We start from the raw sequence: 22893 nt of genomic DNA, 5'->3' as shown, positions 1-22893 counted from the left end.
GCCGCCAACCCCGGCGGCCCCACCGGCTCCCCCCGCGCCGCCGGTACCGGCACCGAAGCCGATATCGGCCCCACCAGCGCCGCCTTGCCCGCCTTGGCCGCCGTGGCCGCCGATACCGCCGTTGCCGCTGATTCCCGCCTGGCCGAACAACGGGGACCCCTGGCCTCCGGCGCCGCCGACGCCGCCCATGCCTCCGGAACCGCCTTTGCCGCCGATACCGCCGGTGGCGTTGGCCGCGGGGCCGGCGATGCCGGTTCCGCCCATCCCGCCGGCACCTCCGGTGCCGCCGGCACCGCCCTGGCCGCCGGCGCCACCATTGCCGTAAAAGAGGCCCCCGCGCCCGCCGGCGCCGCCCGCACCGCCGATGCCGCCGTTGCCGCCGCTGGTGCCGTTGGCTCCGGGCGCGCCCTCGGTGCCCGCGGCGCCGGTAATCCCCACCCCACCGGCACCGCCGTTACCGCCGTTGCCGAACAGCCCGGCATCACCGCCCCTGCCGCCCGCCTGCCCTGGGGCGCCAGATCCGCCGTTGCCGCCGTTGCCCCACAGAATTCCGCCGGCGCCCCCGTTTTGCCCGGTGCCGGGCGCCCCGTGAGTGCCGTCGCCGATCAGCGGGCGACCCAGCAGCGCGTTGGTGGGGGCGTTGATCAGACCCAAGACATTGGCGTTGGCGGATTCAGCGGCGGCATACCAATTTCCGGCGCCGCTCAGCGCCTGCACTAACTGCTGGTGGAACGCCGACGCTTCGGCCGCGAGCGATTGATACGCGGTGGCTTGGCTGGCAAAGAGCGACGCGATTGCGGCCGATACTTCATCACCTGCGGCGGGCAGCAACACGGTGGTATGGGCAGCCGCGGCCGCATTGGCCGCGCTGACCATGGCCGCGATGCTGCGCAGGTCCGATGCCGCCGACGCCATCGTCGGCGGTGCTGCTATCACGAAGGACAATTGATGGCCCTTTCGACGGCCACGGGCGTGCCGACGCAGGAACGGACTCTACTAGGTCACCAACTCGGGTACAGAAAATTGACAGATCCTTAAACCAGCCGGAAGAGCCTGCGGGGAGTCGACCGCCCGCGCATCGGCGCTGTGCCGCCACCGGTCGGTGTTAACCTACCGGTTGGTTGGTAGATCGCTCCGAGCGAATACACCAATGGATGGAGGCACACGTGGCTACCGTTTCCGGTGCCGTGCGTATCGCGAACTGTTCCGGTTTCTACGGGGACCGGCTCTCGGCCATGCGCGAAATGCTGACCGGTGGCGAACTCGACTACGTCACCGGTGACTACCTCGCCGAACTGACCATGCTGATCCTCGGCCGTGACCGGATGAAGAATCCCGACCGCGGCTACGCGAAGACCTTCCTCACCCAGCTAGAGGAATGCCTCGGCCTGGCCCACGAACGCGGAGTCCGCATCGTCACCAACGCGGGCGGCCTCAACCCCGCCGGGCTGGCCAATGCGGTCCGAGCCTTGGCCGAGCGCCTGGGCATCCCGGCCCGGGTCGCGCACGTCGAAGGCGACGATCTGCAGCCCCGCGCCGCAGAACTCGGTCTTGGCTCGCCGCTGACCGCGAACGCGTACCTGGGTGCCTGGGGGATCGTCGACTGCCTCAACGCCGGAGCCGACGTCGTCGTCACCGGCCGGGTCACGGACGCCTCGGTGATCGTCGGGTCTGCCGCAGCGCACTTCGGCTGGGGCCGCACCGACTACAACCAGCTCGCCGGTGCGGTGGTCGCCGGGCACGTGATCGAATGCGGCGTCCAGGCCACCGGCGGCAACTACTCCTTCTTTACCGAGATCCCCGACCTGCTTCATCCGGGCTTTCCCCTGGCCGAGGTCAACGAGGACGGCTCGTCGGTCATCACGAAGCACCCCGGCACCGGCGGTCTGGTCAGCGTCGACACCGTTACCGCGCAACTGCTGTACGAAATCACCGGCGCCCGCTACGCCAACCCCGACGTCACGGCCCGAATGGATTCCATCGAACTGTCGGACGACGGCCCTGACCGAGTCCGCATCAGCGGAGTCGTCGGCGAGCCGCCCCCGCCCACCCTGAAGGTGTCGCTGAACAGCATCGGCGGATTCCGCAACTCCATGACCTTCGTGTTGACCGGTTTGGACATCGAAGCCAAGGCCGAATTGGTGCGCCAGCAGCTGGAATCCAGCCTCACCGTCAAGCCGGCCGAGTTGGAGTGGAACCTGGCCCGCACCGACCGCCCCGATGCCGACACCGAGCAAACCGCCAGCGCCTTGCTCACCTGCGTGGTCCGCGACCCCGATCCGGCCAATGTGGGACGCAAATTCTCCGGCGCGGCAGTCGAATTGGCACTTGGCAGCTACCCGGGATTCACCTCAACCGCTCCGCCGGGAGACGGACAGGTCTACGGCGTCTTCACCGCCGGCTATGTCGATGCCGCCGAAGTGCAGCATGTCGCCGTCCGCCCTGACGGCACGCGCACCGAAATCCCGCCCGCCACGGAGACTTTGCCGCTGGAGCCGGCCGACGAGGCGGCACTGCCCGAGCCGTTGCCCGCCGGGCCCACCCGGCGGGTCCCGTTGGGCCTGATCGCCGGGGCCCGCAGCGGAGACAAGGGTGGGTCGGCCAATGTCGGGTTGTGGGTGCGCCCCCACGCCCAGTGGCGCGGGCTGGCCAACACTTTGACCGTCGAGCTGCTCAAAGAGTTGCTGCCCGAAACCGCGGACTTACCGGTGACCCGGCACGTGCTGCCTAATCTGCGGGCGGTGAACTTCGTGATCGAGGGAATTCTCGGGCAGGGCGTCGCCTATCAGGCGCGCTTCGACCCACAAGCCAAGGGGCTGGGCGAATGGTTGCGCAGCCGCCACGTCGATATTCCGGAAGGGCTTTTATGAGTTTGTGGAACACGCCAGAGCGTGAGCAGCTGCGAAAGACGGTGCGCTCCTTCGCCGAACGTGAGATTCTGCCGCACATCGACGAGTGGGAACGCATTGGCGAATTGCCGCGCGAGCTACATCTGAAGGCCGGCGAAGCGGGCCTGCTGGGTGCCAACTTCCCCGAGTCCGCCGGTGGGGGTGGCGGTGACGCCGCCGACGCGGCGATCATCTGCGAGGAGATCCACCAGGCGGGTGTGCCGGGTGGGGTGTTCGCATCGTTGTTCACCTGTGGCATCGCGGTGCCGCACATCATCGCATCCGGCGACGAACGGCTGATCGAAACCTATGCCCGCCCAACGCTGGCCGGTGAGAAGATCGGCGCGCTGGCCATCACCGAACCCGGCGGCGGGTCCGACGTCGGGCACCTGCGCACCACCGCGGTCCGCGACGGCGACCACTACATTGTCAACGGCGCCAAGACCTACATCACCTCCGGCGTGCGCGCCGACTTCGTCGTCACTGCGGTGCGCACGGGAGGTCCCGGTGCGGCGGGGGTTTCGCTGCTGGTGGTCGACAAGGGCACACCGGGATTCGAGGTGACGCGCAAGCTGGACAAGATGGGCTGGCGGTCCTCGGACACCGCGGAACTGTCCTACACCGACGTGCGGGTACCGGTGACCAACCTCGTCGGCGCCGAGAACAGCGGCTTCGCGCAGATCGCACAGGCATTCGTATCCGAGCGGATAGGCCTTGCCGCACAGGCGTATTCGAGCGCGCAGCGGTGTCTGGACATCACCGTGCAGTGGTGCCGCGACCGGGAAACGTTCGGCCGTCCACTGATTTCGCGGCAGGCGGTGCAGAACACCCTGGCCGAGATGGCCCGTCGCATCGATGTCGCCCGCGTCTACGCGCGGCACGTGGTGGAGCGGCAGCTGGCCGGGGAGACCAACCTGATCGCCGAGGTGTGTTTCGCCAAGAACACCGCCGTCGAGGCGGGGGAATGGGTGGCCAACCAGGGGGTTCAGTTGTTCGGTGGCATGGGTTACATGTCCGAATCCGAAATCGAACGTCAGTACCGTGACATGAGGATCATCGGCATCGGCGGCGGGACCACCGAGATCCTGACCGCGTTGGCGGCCAAGCTTCTCGGGTACCAGGCATGATCGCACCTCTTCCTCCTCAGCACTCCGTTCTGCATCGTCGGAGGCGGGCATGACTGCGCTGAAGTCCACGCTCGATCCCCACGCCGACTCCTTCACCGAGGCGGCGGCAGCGGCGACCACCAAACTCGACGAGATCGCGGCCGCGTTCGCCGAGGCCATCGCGGGTGGCGGCCCCAAATACGTTGAACGGCATCACGCCCGCGGCAAGCTGACGGCGCGGGAACGCATCGAGTTACTCGTCGACGCGGACTCACCGTTCCTCGAGCTCAGCACACTGGCAGCCTGGGGCAGCCAGTTCAAGGTGGGCGCCAGTACGGTCACCGGGATCGGTGTGGTCGAGGGCGTGGAATGCATGATCGTCGCCAACGACCCCACCGTCAAAGGCGGAACCAGCAATCCGTGGACCCTGAAGAAGATCCTGCGGGCCAACCAGATCGCTTTGGAGAACCGGCTTCCGGTGATATCGCTGGTGGAATCCGGCGGCGCCGACCTGCCCACGCAGAAGGAGATCTTCATCCCGGGCGGGCGGATGTTCCGCGATCTCACCGAGCTCTCTGCGGCCGGAATCCCCACCATCGCATTGGTTTTCGGCAACTCTACGGCGGGTGGTGCCTACGTTCCGGGCATGTCCGATCACGTGGTGATGATCAAGGAACGCTCGAAGGTGTTCTTGGCCGGTCCCCCGCTGGTGAAGATGGCCACCGGTGAGGAGTCCGACGACGAATCGCTCGGCGGCGCCGAGATGCATGCCCGGATCTCGGGTTTGGCCGACTACTTCGCCGTCGACGAGCTCGACGCCATCCGCATCGGACGCCGCATCGTGGCCCGGCTGAACTGGAAAAAGCAGGGCCCGCAACCAAGGCCGGTAACCGAGCCGCTCTACGACACCGAGGAACTGATCGGCATCGTGCCCGCGGACCTGCGCATACCGTTCGATCCGCGCGAAGTGATCGCGCGCATCGTCGACGGCTCCGAATTCGACGAATTCAAACCGCTCTACGGGTCGTCGCTGGTAACCGGGTGGGCACAGCTGCACGGCTACCCGATCGGCATCCTGGCCAATGCCCGCGGTGTCCTGTTCAGCGAGGAATCCCAGAAGGCCACTCAGTTCATTCAGTTGGCCAACCGCTACGACACGCCGCTTCTGTTCTTGCACAACACCACCGGCTACATGGTGGGCAAGGACTACGAAGAAGGCGGCATGATCAAGCACGGCTCGATGATGATCAACGCCGTGTCCAACTCGACCGTCCCGCACATTTCGCTGCTGATCGGCGCATCGTACGGAGCCGGCCACTACGGCATGTGCGGGCGCGCCTACGACCCGCGGTTTCTGTTCGCCTGGCCCAGTGCAAAATCCGCGGTGATGGGTGGTGCGCAGCTGGCGGGTGTGCTGTCGATCGTGTCCCGGGCCGCCGCGGAAGCCCGCGGACAGCAGGTCGACGAGGCGGCCGATGCCGCTTTGCGCGCCGCCGTCGAGGGTCAGATCGAAGCCGAGTCGCTGCCCATGGTGCTGTCCGGCATGCTCTACGACGACGGGGTGATCGACCCGCGCGACACCCGAACCGTATTGGGAATCTGTCTGTCCGCCATCGCCAATGGCCCGATCAAGGGGACGTCGAACTTCGGCGTCTTCCGGATGTGAGCGCGATGATTACTCGAGTGTTGGTCGCCAACCGCGGCGAGATCGCCCGGCGGGTGTTCGCCACCTGCCGGCGGCTAGGTCTGGGCACCGTCGCCGTCTACACCGACCCCGACGCGGCCGCCCCACACGTCGCCGAGGCGGATGCGCGGGTGCGGCTGGCGAAGACGAACGACTACCTCAACGCCGAGGCCGTCATCGAGGCCGCGCGCGCCGCCGGCGCCGACGCCATCCACCCGGGCTACGGATTCCTTTCGGAGAACGCCGAATTCGCCGCGGCCGTCCAACAAGCGGGCCTGACGTGGATCGGGCCGCCAGTGGACGCGGTGCGCGCGATGGGATCCAAGATCGAGTCCAAGAAGTTGATGGCGTCGGCCGGGGTGCCGGTGCTCGAGGAACTCGACCCGCAGACCGTCACGCAAAAACAGCTGCCGGTCCTGGTCAAGGCGTCCGCGGGGGGCGGTGGCCGCGGCATGCGTGTGGTCCACGAGTTGTCCGCTCTGCCAGGCGAAGTCGAGGCGGCGCGGCGCGAAGCACAGTCCGCGTTCGGCGACCCGACGGTCTTCTGTGAACGCTACCTGCCGACCGGACACCACATCGAGGTCCAAGTCATGGCCGATACCCATGGCACCGTGTGGGCCGTCGGCGAACGGGAGTGCTCCATCCAGCGCCGCCACCAGAAGGTGATCGAAGAGGCACCCTCACCGCTGGTCGAACGGATCCCGGGGATGCGGGACAAGCTCTTCGAGGCGGCTCGACTGGCTGCCGCAGCAATCGGCTACACCGGCGCCGGGACAGTCGAATTCCTCGCCGACGATGACGGCGACTTCTTCTTCCTGGAGATGAACACCCGGCTGCAGGTCGAGCACCCGGTCACCGAGGAGACCACCGGCCTGGACCTGGTCGAACTGCAGATCGACGTGGCTGCCGGCGGTCGGCTGGGCTCGGAACCGCCGACGGCGCAGGGATATTCGATCGAGGCGCGGCTTTATGCCGAGGATCCGGCGCAGGGCTGGCAGCCGCAGGCCGGCACCGTCCACAAGATCCACGTGCCCTCGGTGCGTAGCCAGTTCAACTCGCTGGGGCACCGGACGGGAATCCGGCTGGACTCCGGCATTGTCGACGGCTCGGTGGTGTCGATCTACTACGACCCGATGCTGGCCAAGGTGATCTCTTACGCTCCCACCCGTCGGCAATCGGCGCTGGTGCTCGCCGACGCGCTGGCCCGCACGCAGGTGCACGGCCTGCGCACCAACCGGGAATTGCTGGTGCACGTGCTGCGTCATCCGGCGTTCCTCGACGGCGCAACGGACACAGCGTTTTTCGACACACACAACCTGGACGAACTGTCGGCCCCGCTGGCCGACGAGGCGACGGTCCGGTTGTCGGCGATCGCGGCCGCGCTGGCCGACGCCGCCCACAACCGTGCCACCGCCACGGCGCTCAAAACGATTCCCAGCGGGTGGCGCAATCTGTCATCGGGCTATCAGGTCAAGACCTACCTTGACGACACCGATACCGAGCACAGCGTCGAATACCGCTACACCCGCACCTCATTGGTGTTGCCCAACGACCCGACAGTGCACTTGGTCTCGGCGTCGCCGGACGAGGTAGTGCTGGCCAACCACGGAGTGGCCACCGCCTACGCGGTCGCACGCTACGGAGACGATGTCTACGTCGACTCGGCGCGCGGACCCGTGCACCTGGTAGCGTTGCCGCGCTACCCCGAGCCCGGTTCGGCCGTTGCGCAAGGGTCCTTGGTGGCCCCCATGCCCGGCAACGTCATTCGCATCGGCGCCGAGGTCGGCGCCACCGTCACCGCCGGCCAGCCGCTGATCTGGCTGGAGGCAATGAAGATGGAGCACACCATCACCGCGCCGAACGACGGTGTGCTCGTGGAGATCAACGTGAACGCAGGCCAACAAGTCGAAGTAGGCGCCGTTTTGGGAGTGATCGCAAGCGCTGCGCAGCCGGGCGCCGCGGGTCACGACCAGGCAGACCAAGCGCGAGTGGAAGCGCCTGAAGCAGAAGGAGATTCATAATGGTCGAGACCAGTTTTATCGAAAGTGAGGACCGCCGGGCGCTGCGCAAGGCGGTGGCCGAGTGGGCATCCAACTACGGGTCCGAGTACTACCTGCGCAAGGCACGCGCTCAGGAGCACACCGACGAATTATGGGCAGAAGCCGGCAAACTCGGCTTTCTCGGTGTGAACCTGCCCGAGGAGTACGGCGGCGGCGGCGCGGGCATGTACGAACTGTCGCTGGTCATGGAAGAGATGGCGGCCGCGGGCTCGGCCCTGTTGCTCATGGTGGTGTCCCCCGCCATCAACGGCACCATCATCAGCAAGTTCGGCACCGAAGAGCAGAAGAAGCGCTGGCTGCCCGGCATCGCCGACGGCACCTTGACCATGGCGTTCGCCATCACCGAACCCGACGCCGGCTCCAACTCGCACAAGATCATCACCACCGCACGCCGCGACGGCAGTGACTGGATCCTCAAGGGGCAGAAGGTTTTCATCTCCGGCGTCGACCAGGCGCAGGCGGTGCTGGTGGTGGCACGTACCGAGGAAGCCAAGACGGGCAAGCTGCGTCCGGCCTTGTTCGTGGTTCCCACTGACACTCCCGGCTTCAACTACACCCCGATCGACATGGAACTGATCAGCCCCGAGCGCCAGTTCCAGCTGTTCATCGACGATGTCCGGCTGCCCAGCGATGCGTTGGTCGGCGCCGAGGACGCCGCCATCGCCCAGCTTTTCGCCGGCCTGAACCCCGAGCGCATCATGGGCGCGGCCAGCGCGGTGGGCATGGGACGGTTCGCGCTCAGCAAGGCCGTCGAGTATGTCAAGACCCGCAAGGTCTGGAGCACTCCGATCGGCGCCCACCAGGGGCTCTCACATCCGTTGGCGCAGAACCACATTGAGATCGAGCTGGCCAAGTTGATGACGCAGAAGGCGGCCACCCTCTACGACAGCGGTGACGACTTCGGCGCGGCAGAGGCCGCCAACATGGCGAAATACGCTGCCGCCGAGGCATCGACACGCGCCGTCGACCAAGCCGTGCAGTCCATGGGCGGCAACGGGTTGAGCAAGGAATACGGCGTGGCCGCCATGATGACGTCGTCCCGGCTGGCGCGGATCGCCCCGATCAGCCGCGAGATGATCCTCAACTTCGTCGCGCAGACGTCGCTGGGCCTGCCTCGAAGCTACTGAGCCGGCAGCGATGGACACCCTCGTCGAGTACGCCGGGCCGGCCGAAACCGGTGGCCCGGTCGCCAAGCTGACACTGAACTCACCGCACAACCGCAACGCGCTGTCCACCACGCTGGTCAACCAACTGCACCAGGGCCTGCGGGACGCCGCCGCCGACCCGGCGGTACGGGTGGTGGTGCTCGGGCACACCGGCGGCACGTTCTGCGCGGGGGCTGACCTGAGTGAGTCCGGCAATGGAGACCCACGTGGCGATCGCGAGCGCGGCGAAGCCGGGCGAAGCGGGTCGCCACCATCGGCATACGAGCTCGCTGCGGCTCGGGCAAGGGAGATGACCGCGCTGCTGCGCGCGATCGTCGAGTCACCCATGCCGGTGATCGGCGCCATCAACGGGCACGTCCGGGCGGGTGGGTTCGGTTTGGTCGGGGCGTGCGACATCGTGGTCGCCGGGCCGCGGAGCACTTTTGCCTTGACCGAGGCGCGGATCGGTGTCGCGCCGGCGATCATCTCGCTGACCCTGCTGCCGAAGCTGTCGGCGCGGGCGGCGGCGCGCTACTACCTCACCGGTGAAACGTTCGGCGCCAACGAAGCCGCCGAGATCGGGTTGATCACCCTGGCCGCCGACGACGTGGACGCGGCGGTGGCTGGGGTGGTCGCCGATGTGGGCCGCGGCTCGCCGCAAGGCTTGGCGGCGTCCAAGGCGTTGACCACCGCCGCGGTGCTCGCAGGATTCGACCGCGACGCCGAGCGACTCACCGAGGAGTCGGCGCGGCTGTTCGTCTCTGACGAAGCCCGGGAGGGCATGCTGGCGTTCCTGCAGAAGCGCCTGCCCAGCTGGGTTGCCAACCCCGCTGAGCAGGGCAAATAGCGACGACGTCGCTGGGCGCGAGCCGCGAAGGTTGCAGTTTAGCCAACCCCTCTTGCAGCAAAATAGAGAAGTCGTACGCTCGTGGATGATGAGCAACCCGGCCCAACATGACGCGAAGGACGCGCGCGACGAGTGGTCGCGCGCGGCGGACACTGACCGCATCCAACTCGCGCAGTTGCTGGGGTACGCGGCCGAGCAGGGTCGCCTCGAGTTGAACGACTACGAGGAGCGCCTCACCAAGGCTTACGCCGCGACGACGTACCAGGAACTTGACCGGCTCCGCGCCGACCTGCCCGGTGCACCGATGAACCCCCGCCGGGGTGGCACCTGCAATCCGGCGCCGTCCACCACGTTGCTGGCGCTGCTCAGCGGCTTCGAGCGGCGCGGCCGGTGGAATGTGCCCAAGAAGCTGACCACCTTCACGTTCTGGGGCAACGGCGTCGTGGACCTGCGCTATGCGGACTTCACCTCGACCGAGGTGGACCTGCACGCGATCTCGATCATGGGCATGCAGACGATCCTGCTGCCGCCCGAAGTCAACGTAGAAATCCACGGTCGCGGCGTGATGGGGAGCTTCGACCACGAGGTCGTCGGCGAGGGCACCAAGGGCGCACCGAAGGTGAACATCCGGGGCTTCTCGCTGTGGGGCGGCGTCGGGATCAAACGCAAAGCCCGCAAGGCCCACAAGTAACAATCCACAACCACCACATCGCCCACTCGGGTGACTGGCTGAGCGATGCCTGCCGTGTGATGCTGCGCCGAAAGTTCGCATCGGCGAAGGCGAGTCGCGATGGCAGACGAGTTGCGCGTGATCCCCGAAGTTCTGAACCGCGTCGGCGCCCAGCTGGCAGACCACGGCGACCACCTGCTGGCCGTACAACAGGCCTGCCGCGGCCAGATCGAAGACGCACACGGAGGCTGGGTCGGTGCTTCGGCAGGCGCGTTGTCGGCCCTACTCGACGGATGGGCCCGCGCCAGTAGCGCACACCTGGACTGCTTCGGGCATCATGCCGCGGGCATGCAGCTGGCCGCCGCCGCGTTCACCGAGCTGGACCAGCGCACCGCCGGCGCGCTGCGATGACGCTGACGTTGGGCGACATCGACCGTTGGGATCCCGACGCCATCAGGACGGTCTTCGACGCCGCGATCCAGCGCGCGCACGGTACCCGGACGGCCGTCGCTGCGTTGAGCGAGACGATGAGGCTGGCCACCTTCGGGGGCGACACCGCCGACGCCGTGCAGGCGGCGGTACACGCCACCACCCTTGTCCTCGACAGCCACGCCGACGCCTGTGAGACGGTCGGGAGGGCAGCGGAGAAGGCGGCCGAAGAGGTTGCCGCAATCAAATGGCAGCTGGCCGCGATCCGAGAAACCGCGCGGGAAAGCCATCTGGCGATCGACGACGCTTCCGGCACGGCACTGCCTCCCTTGAACCTCGCCGCGTATCCGGCCCGCGAGCAGGGCCGCATCCTCGACGCCGCGGTTGACCTGACCCAGCGCATCAAGCGGCTGTTGGCCGATGCGCAGGACGCTGACGAAGACCTGGCCGCCGCCGTCCGCGGCGCTGCCGGAGACCTGTCGGCCCGACAGGTCGAAACTCAACTCGCCCACCGGACCCTCGACCTGCCTCAGTTGCCGTCGCCGGGTACCGATCCGGATGCCGTCAGGACGTGGTGGCACGGCCTGACACCGGGTCAGCAGGATCGGGTCAAGGATTGTTTTCCCGACGCGCTGCGCAACCTGGACGGCATCCCGTGCCACATTCGCGATGGGCTGAATAGGGCTGCGCTGCAACGGGAAACGGCCCGGCTGCGGCACGGCTGGCTCGACGCTCGCGGATGGCACACCGATCCCGCGAAGTTGGCGGATCTGACCACCCTGTGCGACGCGCTGGCCGAACACCCCGACGCCAGCCTGCTGCTGTTGGACACCCGCAGCCATCCTCGAAAAGTGTTGGCCGCCGTGGCCGTCGGCGACGTCGATAACGCCGAGCGCGTCGGCGTCACAGTCGGCGGCATGACCACCCGGGTGAGCGCCAGCCTCCCGAATATGTTGCGTGACGCCCATTCCCAGCGCACCGAAGCAGGGCTGTTGCGCGCCAACGCGCAAGCGGCTCAGCCCGACGCGGTCGCCACGATCGTCTGGTTCGGCTATGACGCACCCGACTGCATCCGCGAGGTGATCAACGACTGGCAGGCCCGCGACGGCGCGCGGTCGCTGAACAGCTTCTACCGCGGGCTGGCCGCCACCACCAACGTCGCGGCGCAGCACATCACCGCGTTCGGACACTCGTACGGGTCACTGGTCACGAGCCTGGCGTTGCAGCAGGGGGCCCCGGTGAGCGACGTCGTCCTCTACGGATCGCCGGGCACCGAACTCACCGACGCCGCGCAGCTGGGCGTGCAACCCGGACACGCTTTCTACCTGATCGGGGTCGATGACGATGTCGCCACCCTGATCCCGGAGTTCGGCAAGTTCGGCCAGCCCCCGCAGGACGTGCCGGGCATGACCGAGTTGTCGACGAGCACCGGTTTGGCGTTGGGCGGTCGGTACGGGGACGGCCAACTACATGAGCGGGCCTACGGGCATTCGGAATACACGCGGGCGGGAAGCAACGGGGCGCTGCGGATGAGCGCTTACAACATGGCGGCGGTGCTCGCCGGCTTGCCCGACGACCTCGTCACGCCGCGCTCGGTGGGTGTGGACCGGCTGCCCGGGGGTGCGGGCCCCTTTGAATTGCCGCCTCCAATACCGCGGCACGTCTCGTGACTTCGCTCGCCTTAGCGGCGGCGGCGCCGCGACCGCAGGTAGTCGCCGACGACGGCCGCACCCAGCCCGTCGAGGTCGGGCACCACGACGCGTCCTTCCACCCGTCGCGCGACCTGATCGATGAAGCGCGCCAGGCCGGGGTCGCTGCCCAGGCGGAAGATCGTGATCTGCGCACCCAGTCGTGCCATGTCGTCGAACCCGCGCACGGTGTGGGCGATCGTCCTCGGATGCGGCGGGTAGTCGAAGAAGACCGACGATCCTTCACCGCGAATGTCTTCCAGGTGAGCGGTCGGCTCGCCGTCGGTCACCACCAGCACGACGGGCTGTGCGTTCGGATGGCGCCGCAGGTGCCGGCCGGCCAACGCGAGCGCGTGATGCAGGTTGGTGCCCTGCTCGTAGACGCCCTCCAATCCCGTCAGTTCCGCTGCCGTCACCGTTCGGGCGTAACGACCAAAGGCGATGATCTGCAACGCATCCGAGCGGAATCGCGTGCACACCAGGTGGTTGAGCGCCAGCGCGGTCCGCTTCATCGGCAGCCAGCGGTTCTCCATCACCATCGAAAACGAGGTGTCCACCAACAAGGCCACCGCGGCCTGGGTACGTGTTTCGGTCTCGGCGATCTCGACATCGTCGACGGCTATCCGGATGGCCGGGCCGGAGTCAGAATCCACTGCCGGGGTACCGGCTTGGCGCAGCACGGCATTGGTCAGAGTGCGCGAGATGTGCCACGGCTCGGTGTCGCCGAACTGCCAGGGGCGGGTGGCGCCGGTCAGTTCGCCGGCGGCCCCGGCACGGCGGTGGTCTCGCTCGCCGTGTCGACCTGAAAGCTGTTGCGCCACATCACGTAATGCCGTTTCACCGAGCCGACGCATCGCCTTGGGCGAGAGTCGCCACTGACCGTCGGAACCGCGGTCCAGGAACCCCTGATTGACCAGCGCCCGTTCCAGTTCGGCCAGTGTCCGTGCGTTGACGGCGGCTTCGTCGCCGAGTTGGCGCGCCAGCGCGTCGAGGTCGACGTCGTCCATGGTCGCACCCGGGTAACTCTGTGACAGTTGCTCGGCCAACTGCTCCAGTTCGGCGATGTCGGCCAGCGCTTGGGCGCCTTCACCCATGCCCAGCGGGTTGTCGCCGGAGAACCGCTCGGATCCGGTCCAGTCCTCGCCCGGGCGCGCGGCCTGCAGATGGGCGTCCAACCGGCTGAGCGACTGCATCAGTTGCGGCGATCCAAAAGCCTGTTGCGCCAACGCATCCAGCTCGTCTCGCTGTTCCTGGGTCAGGCTGTTGCGGAAGCGCTGCGCGGCGGAGGCCCGTTTGGCCAACGAGTCCAGCAGTTCCTCGACATTGCGCGGGTTCTCCGGGAAGAACTCGCCGTGCTTGTCCATGAAGTCCTTGAAATCCTGCTCGGTGTCCTCGCCGCGGGCGTGCTTGTCGAGCAGGTCGTTGAGGTCGTTCAGCATGTCGTTGACGCGCTGACGATCCTCATCCGTGGCGCCCTGCAGCGCCTCCTTCATGCCGGCGAAGCGCTGGTCCAGCATCTCGCGGCCGAGCAGATCCTTGATCTGGTCGTACTTTTGACGCGCCTCGTTGCTGCGCCAGTTGTACTCGGACAGCTCCTGCACCGCCTTGGCCGGCGACGAGGGCAGCGACTCCAACTGAAGTTCGTTGAAGCGGGCGTCGTCGTCCAGGGCGCGGGCCAGTTCCTTGCGCTCGGCCAGCACGGCCTCGTCGAGCAGGCGCTTGATCTCCTGCAAGGTGCCGTCTAAGTTGTTGCGGCGCAGCAACTCCCGTCGCCGTCGATTGGCCTCCGCGGCCAACCGGTCCGCGCCGGGCATGTTCTTGGTACCGCGCCGCATCAACTCGGCCAAGGCCCGGCGCGGCGAGGTGCCCGCCATGACGTCCTGCCCGATCTGTTCGAGCGCCTCACGCAGATCCACCGGCGGAGCCAGCGGGTCCGGCCCGCCGGTGTACGCCGAGTATCGCTGTGAGTGCCCTCTACCCATAAACGGTTTGACCCTCTCCGGATACCTTGTCGATTCGCTTAGCCAGGTACAACGCCTCCAACGCCAATTCCAATGCCGCGGCGCGTTCGCCTTCCGATTCAGCGTCCAGCTTCTGAGCGATCTTGTCCACCACCGGCAGCCCCGGTAGCGCGCCCAGCACATCCTTGGCCGACACCTTCTCGCCCGTCGTGACCGCGGAACCCTTCTCGACCGCGGCCACCAGCGTGCCCACGTCGATGCCGCCCAGCACCCGTGAGGCGGTGTCGGCGGTGGCGCGACGCAGCAGGTGCTCGAGCACGGCCTGCTCGCGACCTTCCTCGCCGGATTCGAATTCCAGCTTGCCGCGCAGCACTTCGATGATGGTGCCCAGGTCGACCACCCGGGCCACGGGATCGGTCTCCCCCAGCACCGCCGCGCGGTGACGGGCGGCCGCCGCAACCGTCTCGGCCGCCGCGATGGCGAACCGTGCCGACACCCCGGAGCGCTGATCGATCGACTGCGATTCGCGCAGGTAGCGGGCGAACCGTGCGATCACCTGCATCAGATACTCGGGCACCTGCGCACTCAGGTGTGCCTCCTGCGCGATGACGCCAACCTCGGCCGAGAGCTCCAACGGGTAGTGGGTGCGGATCTCGGCGCCGAAGCGGTCCTTGAGCGGCGTGATGATGCGGCCGCGGTTGGTGTAGTCCTCCGGGTTGGCGCTGGCGACCACGAGGACGTCCAGGGGTAGGCGCAGCGTGTAGCCGCGGACCTGGATGTCGCGCTCCTCCATCACGTTGAGCATCGAGACTTGGATGCGCTCGGCGAGGTCGGGCAGTTCGTTGACGGCGACGATGCCGCGGTGCGCCCGCGGAATCAGCCCGTAGGCGATGGTTTCGGGGTCGCCGAGGCTGCGGCCCTCGGCCACCTTGATCGGGTCGATGTCTCCGACGAGGTCGGCCACGCTGGTGTCGGGGGTGGCCAGTTTCTCGGTGTAGCGCTCGCTGCGGTGCTTCCAAGCCACCGGCAGGTCGTCCTGCAGTTGCGCTGCCTTTCGGATCCACTCCGGCGTGATCGGCGTGTAGGGATGCTCGCCCAGTTCGGAGCCGGCGATCACCGGTGTCCACTCGTCCAGCAGGCCGGTCAGCGCCCGGAGAATCCGCGTCTTGCCCTGACCGCGTTCACCCAACAGGACGAAGTCATGACCCGCGATCAGAGCGCGTTCCAACTGGGGAATCACGGTGTCGTCGAATCCCAGAATGCCCGGCCAGATCGCTGAATTGTCCAGCCCGTCGGCCAACTTCCTCAACAGGTTTTCCCGGATCTCCTGCTTGACACCGCGTTCACGATGACCGGAGGCGCGCAGCTCGCCGAGGGTGCGGGGCAGATTGCTCGGTGAAGTCACCATTCCAAGTTACGGTGCGGCGTGGGATCGCGTTCACCCGCTGGTGCTGAAGTGAAATTTCATCACCCAATCCCGGCGATTTTGTGGGCGAGATTGCCGCCACGGCTGTGGTGGGTGCCCACGGCACAGCCCTCACGGCAATCTCGATGAGCCCCGGTCGGCGAGATTGCCGCCATGGTCGTGGTCGGCGCCCCAGCACAACCCTCACCGCAATCTCGGCAGCCCCGCTCGGCGAGATCGCGGCCACGGTCGTGGTCGGCGCCCCAGCACAACCCTCACCGCAATCTCGGCAGCCCCGGCTGGCGAGATTGCGGCCATGGTTGTGGTCGACGCCCACAGCACAGCCCTCACGGCAATCTCGGTGAGCTTCGGTCGGCGAGATTGCGGCCACGGTCGTGGTCGGCGCCCACAGCACAGCCCTCACCGCAATCTCGGCAGGCCCGGTCAGCGAAGTGGGCTCAGCGATGCGCGGTGCCGCACGCCGACGGCGCTAGTGCGCGAAGTGCCGCGCGCCCGTCAGGTACAACGTGACGCCGGCCTCGGCCGCCGCCGCGGTGACCTCTTCGTCCCGCACCGAGCCCCCAGGGTGCACGATCGCCTTGACCCCCGCACGGGCCAGCGTTTCCAGTCCGTCGGGGAACGGGAAGAAGGCGTCCGAGGCGGCCACGGCGCCGCGCACCCGCTCCCCGCCGCGTTCAACCGCCAATCGGGCGGCGTCGACCCGGTTGACCTGCCCCATTCCGACGCCGACGGTGGCGCCGTTGGCGACGATCACGATGGAGTTGGACTTGACCGCCCGGCAGGCGCGCCAGGCGAAGGCCAGGTCGGTGAGGGTTGCTTGGTCGGCCGCCGGTCCGGTCGCCAGCGTCCAGTTCAGCGGATTGTCTCCCTGCGCGTCGAGCTCGTCGCGCTGCTGAATCAGCAGTCCCCCGCTGATCGGTCGCAGCTCGGTGCCCCCGCTCAACGGCTCGGAGGCCACCAGCACCCGGATGTTCTTCTTACGGGTCAACAGCTCAAGGGCCGCCGGGTCATAGGCGGGCGCGACGATCACCTCGGTGAAGATGGTGCTCACGAACTCCGCCATCTCGACACTGACCTCGGTGTTGGCCGCGATCACTCCGCCGAAGGCGCTGAGCGGATCGCATTCGTGGGCCTTGCGGTGCGCGTCCGCAACCGAAATCTCGGAGATCGCAATGCCGCAGGGGTTGGCGTGTTTGATGATCGCCACGCAGATCTGTTCGTGGTCGAATGCCGCGCGCCACGCCGCGTCCGCATCGGTGAAGTTGTTGTACGACATCTCTTTTCCGTGCAGCTGCTCGGCCTGCGCCAAACCCGGCCAGGCGGCTGGGTCGACGTACAGTGCCGCCTGCTGATGCGGGTTCTCGCCGTAGCGCAGCGTCGAGGAGCGGTGCCAGTTTCTGGCGAACCACTGCGGAAACAGCGATGGTGGTTCTTCGGGCGCCAGGGTGGACTGCATCCACGTCGCGACAGCGATGTCGTACTCGGCGGTATGCCGAAACGCCAGCGATGCCAACCTTTTGCGCTCGGCGAGGGTAAACCCGCCGTTGCGTACCGCGGCGAGCACTCCGTCGTATCCATTCGGGTCGGTGACGACGGCCACGCTGGGGTGGTTCTTGGCTGCGGCGCGCACCATGGACGGTCCGCCGATGTCGATCTGCTCGACGCATTCGTCGACGCTTGCACCGGACGCCACGGTCTGACTGAACGGGTACAGGTTCACGACGACCAGTTCGAAGGCCTCGATACCGAGCCGTTGCAGCGCCAATTCGTGCTCGGGTTTGCGGAGGTCGGCCAGCAGTCCGGCGTGCACACGCGGATGCAGCGTCTTCACCCGACCGTCGAGCACCTCGGGGAAACCGGTGAGCTCTTCGACGGGAGTCACCGGAATCCCCCTGGCCGCAATCGTCTTTGCGGTCGATCCGGTCGACACGATCTGTACACCCGCGTCGGCTAGGCCTTGAGCGAGCTCGAGCAGTCCGGTCTTGTCATAGACGCTGATCAATGCGCGCCGAATTGGTCGCCTTGCCTCGTCGCTCATGCGTTGCTCATTCCGTGCTCACTCCTAGGTTCGCTTTTCGTCCGCTAACGGTCACGCCACCAGTCGCAATCTCAGCCACCACGTCCACCAGGAGTTGGCGTTCGGCGACCTTGATGCGTTCATGCAAGGTCTCTTCGTCGTCGTCGGCGAGCACCGGGATGGGTTGCTGCGCCAGTATCGGCCCGGTGTCCACGCCCGCATCTACCAGATGCACCGTACAACCCGTGACCTTGACGCCGTAGGCCAGCGCATCGGCCACTCCGTGCGCACCAGGGAAGGCCGGCAACAGCGCTGGATGGGTGTTTAGGGTTCGTCCGGAGAATCTCGAGAGGAACTGCGGTCCAAGGATTTTCATAAATCCGGCGGAGACGATCAAGTCGGGCGAGTGCGCGGCGGTGGCCTCGGTGATGGCCGCGTCCCACGCCTCCCGGCTGGGGTAGTCCTTGAGCCGGACGGTGAAGACCGGCAGTGATGCCCGCGCGGCGATTTCGGTGGCGCGGCAGTCGCGGTCGACGCCGACGGCGACGACGCGCGCCGGATAGTCGCCCACTGCGGCCTCGAGCAGTGAATTCAATAGCGACCCGGTGCCCGATGCCAGCACCACCAGCCGCGCCGGCGCACTTGGGGGTACCCGGAGCGGTTCTTGCACACGGGAAGCCTAGTCGGGCGACGATGACGGCCGTGTCAGCGGCCGGAGGAGGAGCCCGACAATCTGGACCAGTCGGGCGACGATGACGGCCGTGTCAGCGGCCGACGTCTATTCCTCGCCGGGGTGCTCGGCGTCGGCGGGCGACCCCGCCCGCTGGCCGTCGTCGAAAACGGCTTCGTCTTCGGGCAACCGCAGTCCGCCTTCGTCCGCGACCAGCGGCCGTTCGCCTCCGTCGCCGTCGTCACCCTCGGTCCCGACGCCTTCGCTCTCCCCCTCGTCGAAAAGATCGGCCAGCGTCGTTTCGTCCTCCGCTGTTTTTTCCTCCGGTGGCCGCTTCGCCTTAGGCCGCCTGGGACGCCGCCGGACACCACCGGCCATCACCACGGTGAGACCGCCCACCACGGCGAACCAGAGGAACACTCCGATCAGCAATGCGCCCAGATCCACGCCGACATCACCGAAGTTGCCGAGCTTGCCGCCTCCCCCATACGCGAGCAGACACATCGCCAAGGCACCTAGTACCGAAGCGACGAATACCTTGGCCAAGGCTGCGAACAAGGGCAACGGGTGGCGAGCACACTGCTGCCCAACCGCCACACCGGAGGCCGCGCCGATGATCAGCAGCGCCACCCACACCGGCGCAAGCGGCGGCGTGGGCGACGCAGCCAAGATCGGCAACGCCGGGATATCGCCCCCGAAAACGGTGAACGAACTGAACGTCGCGAAGCCGATGTGGGCGCTCGAACCCACCGCTATCGCGGACGCGCCGACGATCACGTTGGGTGCGTACAGCACCGACAGCGCGGTGAGATTGAACTGGCCCCAGATGGACTCGGTGATCCCGTAGAGCTCCTGCATGGTGCCCCAGTGCACGACCAGCGAAGCCGCCGCCACCATGCCGGACATGCCGAGCAACGCCAACACCCCCGCAGCGGCGGCACGCACCGAATCACCGAGCCAATTGGGCAGCGGCGACACTGCCAGTGCCCGGCGGCCCAACCGTGACCACACCCCGATCGCCGCACCAACACCATGCACCACCAGCACGCTGGTGAAGGCGCGTAGTGCACTGGGCGTCTGAAGTTCGGTGAGAACGGACGACGCGTCGTGGATGACCGCCAGCGCAATCGCAGCGATCAACAGGGGCCCACCCAGCGCCGAGCCGAACACCCACCGCACGACCAGCCACGACGAATACGGCGACGTGGCACGCGCCGTAGTGCGGGCCGTCCCCCACACCATCAACAGCGCCGGCAGCAGTGGCATCACGCCCAACTCGCGGCCACCGATGGAGATCGGCACCTGATGCACACCCAGCCAGATACTGGCGATGGCACCCAAAGCGCCGGTCATGTCGCTGTTGGCGATCAGCAACTCCAGCAGGGTGATCGCGGCGATGATCACCAGCGCCACCACGGCTGGGGCAAAGGCAACCCGGACTAGATCGCGCGCCTGACGCGCGCCCGCTGCCCGATCGTCCTGCACCCGTGTCACGCTTCGCGCACGTGTCCGGCTATGCGCGTGAGCGCTCGGTTAAACAGGCGCCGATCCGGGGGACGACTGCTGGCCGTATTGTTGCCCCCCGCCGGCATTTCCCCCGCCGGGGTTCCCGTAGTTGACCGGTGCTGAACCACCGTCGGATCCCGACCCGGCGCCCACCGGAGGGGGCGGGCTGAAGCTCGGGAAGCCGGTGGGCGGGGTCGACGATCCCTGCTGCGTTGGCGACTGCGAAGGCTGCGCGCTGAATCCACCGCTCTGACCCGGCTGTTGCGACTGTTGACCCTGGCTACCGGGATACCCGCCGTACTGCTGCTGCGATCCGTAGCCTCCGGCCTGCGGATTGGCCCCAGACTGCTGCGGAGTCGAACCCGACTGCTGCGGATTGGGAGCGGACTGCTGCGCTCCCGGCGGCGGGTAGTAGCCGCCCGCCTGGCCCCCGTACTGGCCGTACTGCCCGTATTGCCCGTATTGCCCGTACTGGTCAAACTTGGGCCGCGGTGCCGGCGCGGTGATGACGCCCGCGTCCAGCAGCAGAGCCCCCACCGCGGCAACGGCCTGGAAAACGGTGAACACCAAGACAACCCATAGCGCCCAACCGGTCGAGTAGGAGCTCGGCTTGTTGAACGTCGAGGAGATCAGCAGGAGTACCGCTAATACCGCTAGTACGCCGACGACCGGGAAGTAGTTCTTGACCTTCGGCACCAGACTCACCCCGGCAAGCAGCCCGGCCAACAGAGCCACGATGACGGCCAGTTCAGCGCCGCCAGACGACGAGCCGCCGCCGCCCAGTTCCGAGCTCAGGGTGAACAACGGCCCGAAACTTGCGAGATACGCGGCAAGACCCAGGGCTGCTACCGCGATGCTCAGATACAGCGGAAGCTTGCTTTCGCCACTGTCTTCCTTGGCGAAGGAGGGTGTGGAAGCTCCATAGGGGCCGGAGGGCTGTGAGGGCGGATATCCGGGGCTGCCGGGCTGGTAGGTCATGGCTCCTCCTGTTGGTGCCGTCGCGGTGCCTCGGCGACAGTGCGACGTTGCACTGCTGCGACGCCGTTCGAACACCCACGCTAGCGCACGCTCGGCTTGCGGCGTCGAAGCGACGTTCCCATAACCTCGGCCCAGCACCCAAGCATGGACGCCGCTTGCCCAGCCTGGGTAGAACACGTTCTAATCCTGTGCATGGACTACGGCCTAGTGCTTTTCACCAGTGACCGTGGAATCGCTCCGGCAGCAGCCGCCAAACTTGCTGACGAACACGGTTTCCACACGTTCTACGTGCCGGAACACACCCACATACCCATCAAGCGGGAGGCAGCCCACCCGACCACGGGTGACGCGTCACTGCCCGACGACCGTTACATGCGCACGCTGGACCCGTGGGTCAGCTTGGGCGCGGCGTCGGCGGTGACGACGCGCGTTCGGCTGTCCACGGCGGTCGCGCTGCCGGTCGAGCATGACCCCATCACTTTGGCGAAAAGCATTGCCACGCTTGACCATCTGTCGGGTGGCCGGGTCAGCCTCGGCGTTGGGTTCGGTTGGAACACCGATGAACTCGCCGACCACGGCGTCCCGCCCGGGCGCCGACGCACCATGTTGCGGGAGTACCTGGAAGCGATGCGGGCACTGTGGACACAAGAGGAAGCCGAGTACGACGGCGAGTTCGTCAAGTTCGGGCCCAGCTGGGCTTGGCCCAAGCCGGTCCAGGCACACATTCCCGTGCTGGTGGGGGCGGCCGGCACCGAGAAGAACTTCAAGTGGATCGCGCGTAGCGCCGACGGCTGGATCACCACGCCTCGCGACTTCGATATCGACGAGCCGGTGAAGTTGCTGCAGGACACGTGGGCCGCGGCAGGGCGTGACGGGGCGCCGCAGATAGTCGCGCTGGACTTCAAACCGGTGCGCGAGAAGCTGGAGCACTGGGCCGAACTTGGAGTGACCGAGGTGTTGTTCGGCCTACCGGATCGTTCCGCGGACGAGGTCGCCGCTTACGTGGAGCGGTTGGCCGGCAAATTGGCCGCCTTGGTCTGACGCCCCGTCGTCGCGGACGAACCGCTGCGGACGTGCGATAACAGGACGACAATCCGGTAGATCGCTGGTGCCGACGCCGGGCGACCCTCGGGCTCGCCGGAGGACTCGCATTTTGCCGCTCGGGGATGGCGGGGTCCCGGGCACGCCCTGAGCATCGGGGCCCAAACGAAGCCGGTGGCCGTTTCCTTATCGCGCGCACAGCTAAATCTCAGGAAGGACGTGTCTACTTATGAGACAGCTGTTTCGACACCCTTCTCAAAGCGAAGTTGGGATCGGTAGATCGCGACAAAAATACGATTTGCTCATCGGCGACCACGGGCGGTCGCCGCAGCATGCGGAGGTCGGGAATGTCCTATCTGGTCACGGTTCCGGAGTATGTCGCTGCAGCAGCCTCGGACTTGGCGAGCATCGCTTCGACGATCAATGCGGCAAACACAGCGGCCGCCGCGCCGACATCGGCGGTGCTGGCGGCGGGTGCCGATGAGGTTTCAGCGGCCGTCGCGGCGCTGTTCAACACCCATGCGCAGAGCTACCAGGCGCTCAGCAATCAAGCAGCAACATTTCACCAGCAGTTTGTCGAGTTGCTGAGTGCGGGCGCTAACTCCTACGCCGTGGCGGAGGCGGCCAACGCAAATCCGCTGCAGCAGTTGCTCGACGCGATCAATGCGCCGTTCCAGACCCTCCTGGGACGTCCGCTGATCGGCGACGGCTTCGATGGCGTCGACGGAACCGGCTCCGACGGCCAGAACGGCGGGTTGCTGTGGGGCAACGGGGGCC

General features: G+C 67.1%; 18 protein-coding genes. 11 read left to right on the top strand and 7 right to left on the bottom strand.

All coding sequences use genetic code 11. The features are described from left to right. Positions 1–945 (bottom strand): PE family protein (locus BST27_RS25880; RefSeq protein ID WP_139805371.1); only part of this gene is annotated, 945 nt, incomplete at its 3' end. Between the two features lie 242 nt (positions 946–1187). Here BST27_RS25880 and BST27_RS25875 point away from each other — a divergent pair. The 9 genes from BST27_RS25875 to BST27_RS25835 all read left to right on the top strand — a co-directional run bounded on the left by BST27_RS25875 (position 1188) and on the right by BST27_RS25835 (position 12499). Further along, positions 1188–2870 (top strand): acyclic terpene utilization AtuA family protein, encoded by a 1683-nt coding sequence (locus BST27_RS25875; protein ID WP_139805373.1) that lies wholly within the window; start codon positions 1188–1190, stop codon positions 2868–2870. Further along, positions 2867–4015 (top strand): acyl-CoA dehydrogenase family protein, encoded by a 1149-nt coding sequence (locus BST27_RS25870; protein WP_069418681.1) that lies wholly within the window; start codon positions 2867–2869, stop codon positions 4013–4015. Before BST27_RS25875 ends, BST27_RS25870 begins: the two co-directional genes overlap by 4 nt. A 49-nt stretch (positions 4016–4064) precedes the next feature. After that, complete coding sequence (locus BST27_RS25865; RefSeq protein ID WP_069418682.1) at positions 4065–5660, top strand: acyl-CoA carboxylase subunit beta; 1596 nt, start codon at positions 4065–4067, stop codon at positions 5658–5660. Positions 5661–5665: 5 nt separating this feature from the next. Next, complete coding sequence (locus tag BST27_RS25860; RefSeq protein ID WP_079220131.1) at positions 5666–7699, top strand: acetyl/propionyl/methylcrotonyl-CoA carboxylase subunit alpha; 2034 nt, start codon at positions 5666–5668, stop codon at positions 7697–7699. Beyond that, positions 7699–8865, top strand: coding sequence for an acyl-CoA dehydrogenase family protein (locus BST27_RS25855; RefSeq protein ID WP_069418683.1), 1167 nt, complete (start codon positions 7699–7701; stop codon positions 8863–8865). Before BST27_RS25860 ends, BST27_RS25855 begins: the two co-directional genes overlap by 1 nt. 10 nt (positions 8866–8875) lie before the next feature. Beyond that, positions 8876–9730 (top strand): enoyl-CoA hydratase family protein, encoded by an 855-nt coding sequence (locus BST27_RS25850; RefSeq protein ID WP_069418684.1) that lies wholly within the window; start codon positions 8876–8878, stop codon positions 9728–9730. A gap of 88 nt (positions 9731–9818) precedes the next feature. Beyond that, positions 9819–10421: a DUF1707 SHOCT-like domain-containing protein gene (locus tag BST27_RS25845; protein WP_170062368.1), complete on the top strand. Its 603-nt coding sequence runs from the start codon at positions 9819–9821 to the stop codon at positions 10419–10421. Between the two features lie 99 nt (positions 10422–10520). Next, positions 10521–10811 carry a WXG100 family type VII secretion target gene (locus tag BST27_RS25840; protein WP_232007238.1) on the top strand — a complete coding sequence of 97 codons (291 nt, stop codon included), beginning with the start codon at positions 10521–10523 and terminating at the stop codon, positions 10809–10811. Next, complete coding sequence (locus tag BST27_RS25835) at positions 10808–12499, top strand: alpha/beta hydrolase (protein ID WP_079220130.1); 1692 nt, start codon at positions 10808–10810, stop codon at positions 12497–12499. The genes BST27_RS25840 and BST27_RS25835 overlap by 4 nt, the downstream gene beginning before the upstream one ends. An 11-nt stretch (positions 12500–12510) precedes the next feature. Here the strand turns inward: BST27_RS25835 and BST27_RS25830 are convergent, their stop codons facing one another. The 6 genes from BST27_RS25830 to BST27_RS25805 form a co-directional block, all read right to left on the bottom strand. Then, positions 12511–14499 (bottom strand): VWA domain-containing protein, encoded by a 1989-nt coding sequence (locus tag BST27_RS25830; RefSeq protein ID WP_069418686.1) that lies wholly within the window; start codon positions 14497–14499, stop codon positions 12511–12513. Continuing rightward, entirely contained in the window at positions 14492–15886 is a 1395-nt protein-coding gene (locus tag BST27_RS25825) for a sigma 54-interacting transcriptional regulator (RefSeq protein WP_069418687.1), read from the bottom strand. The genes BST27_RS25830 and BST27_RS25825 overlap by 8 nt, the downstream gene beginning before the upstream one ends. Before the next feature lie 487 nt (positions 15887–16373). Beyond that, positions 16374–17942 (bottom strand): bifunctional phosphoribosylaminoimidazolecarboxamide formyltransferase/IMP cyclohydrolase, encoded by a 1569-nt coding sequence (gene purH / locus BST27_RS25820; RefSeq protein ID WP_069418688.1) that lies wholly within the window; start codon positions 17940–17942, stop codon positions 16374–16376. A 7-nt stretch (positions 17943–17949) separates the two neighbouring features. After that, positions 17950–18591: a phosphoribosylglycinamide formyltransferase gene (gene purN / locus BST27_RS25815; protein WP_069418689.1), complete on the bottom strand. Its 642-nt coding sequence runs from the start codon at positions 18589–18591 to the stop codon at positions 17950–17952. Positions 18592–18699: 108 nt separating this feature from the next. Further along, positions 18700–20076, bottom strand: a complete 1377-nt coding sequence (locus BST27_RS25810) for a cell division protein PerM (RefSeq protein WP_069418740.1) — start codon at positions 20074–20076, stop codon at positions 18700–18702. Between the two features lie 48 nt (positions 20077–20124). Beyond that, complete coding sequence (locus tag BST27_RS25805) at positions 20125–21075, bottom strand: DUF5336 domain-containing protein (RefSeq protein WP_069418690.1); 951 nt, start codon at positions 21073–21075, stop codon at positions 20125–20127. Positions 21076–21267: 192 nt separating this feature from the next. Between BST27_RS25805 and BST27_RS25800 the strand changes: the two genes are divergently transcribed. Both BST27_RS25800 and BST27_RS25795 read left to right on the top strand, forming a co-directional pair. Continuing rightward, positions 21268–22116 carry an LLM class F420-dependent oxidoreductase gene (locus BST27_RS25800; RefSeq protein WP_069418691.1) on the top strand — a complete coding sequence of 283 codons (849 nt, stop codon included), beginning with the start codon at positions 21268–21270 and terminating at the stop codon, positions 22114–22116. A gap of 347 nt (positions 22117–22463) precedes the next feature. After that, a partial coding sequence (locus BST27_RS25795) for a PE family protein (RefSeq protein ID WP_139805370.1) occupies positions 22464–22893 on the top strand: 430 nt, incomplete at its 3' end.

The sequence above is a fragment of the Mycobacterium intermedium genome (genome assembly GCF_002086275.1).
Classification (GTDB): domain Bacteria; phylum Actinomycetota; class Actinomycetes; order Mycobacteriales; family Mycobacteriaceae; genus Mycobacterium; species Mycobacterium intermedium.
This window is presented reverse-complemented; position numbering and strand designations above follow the sequence as displayed.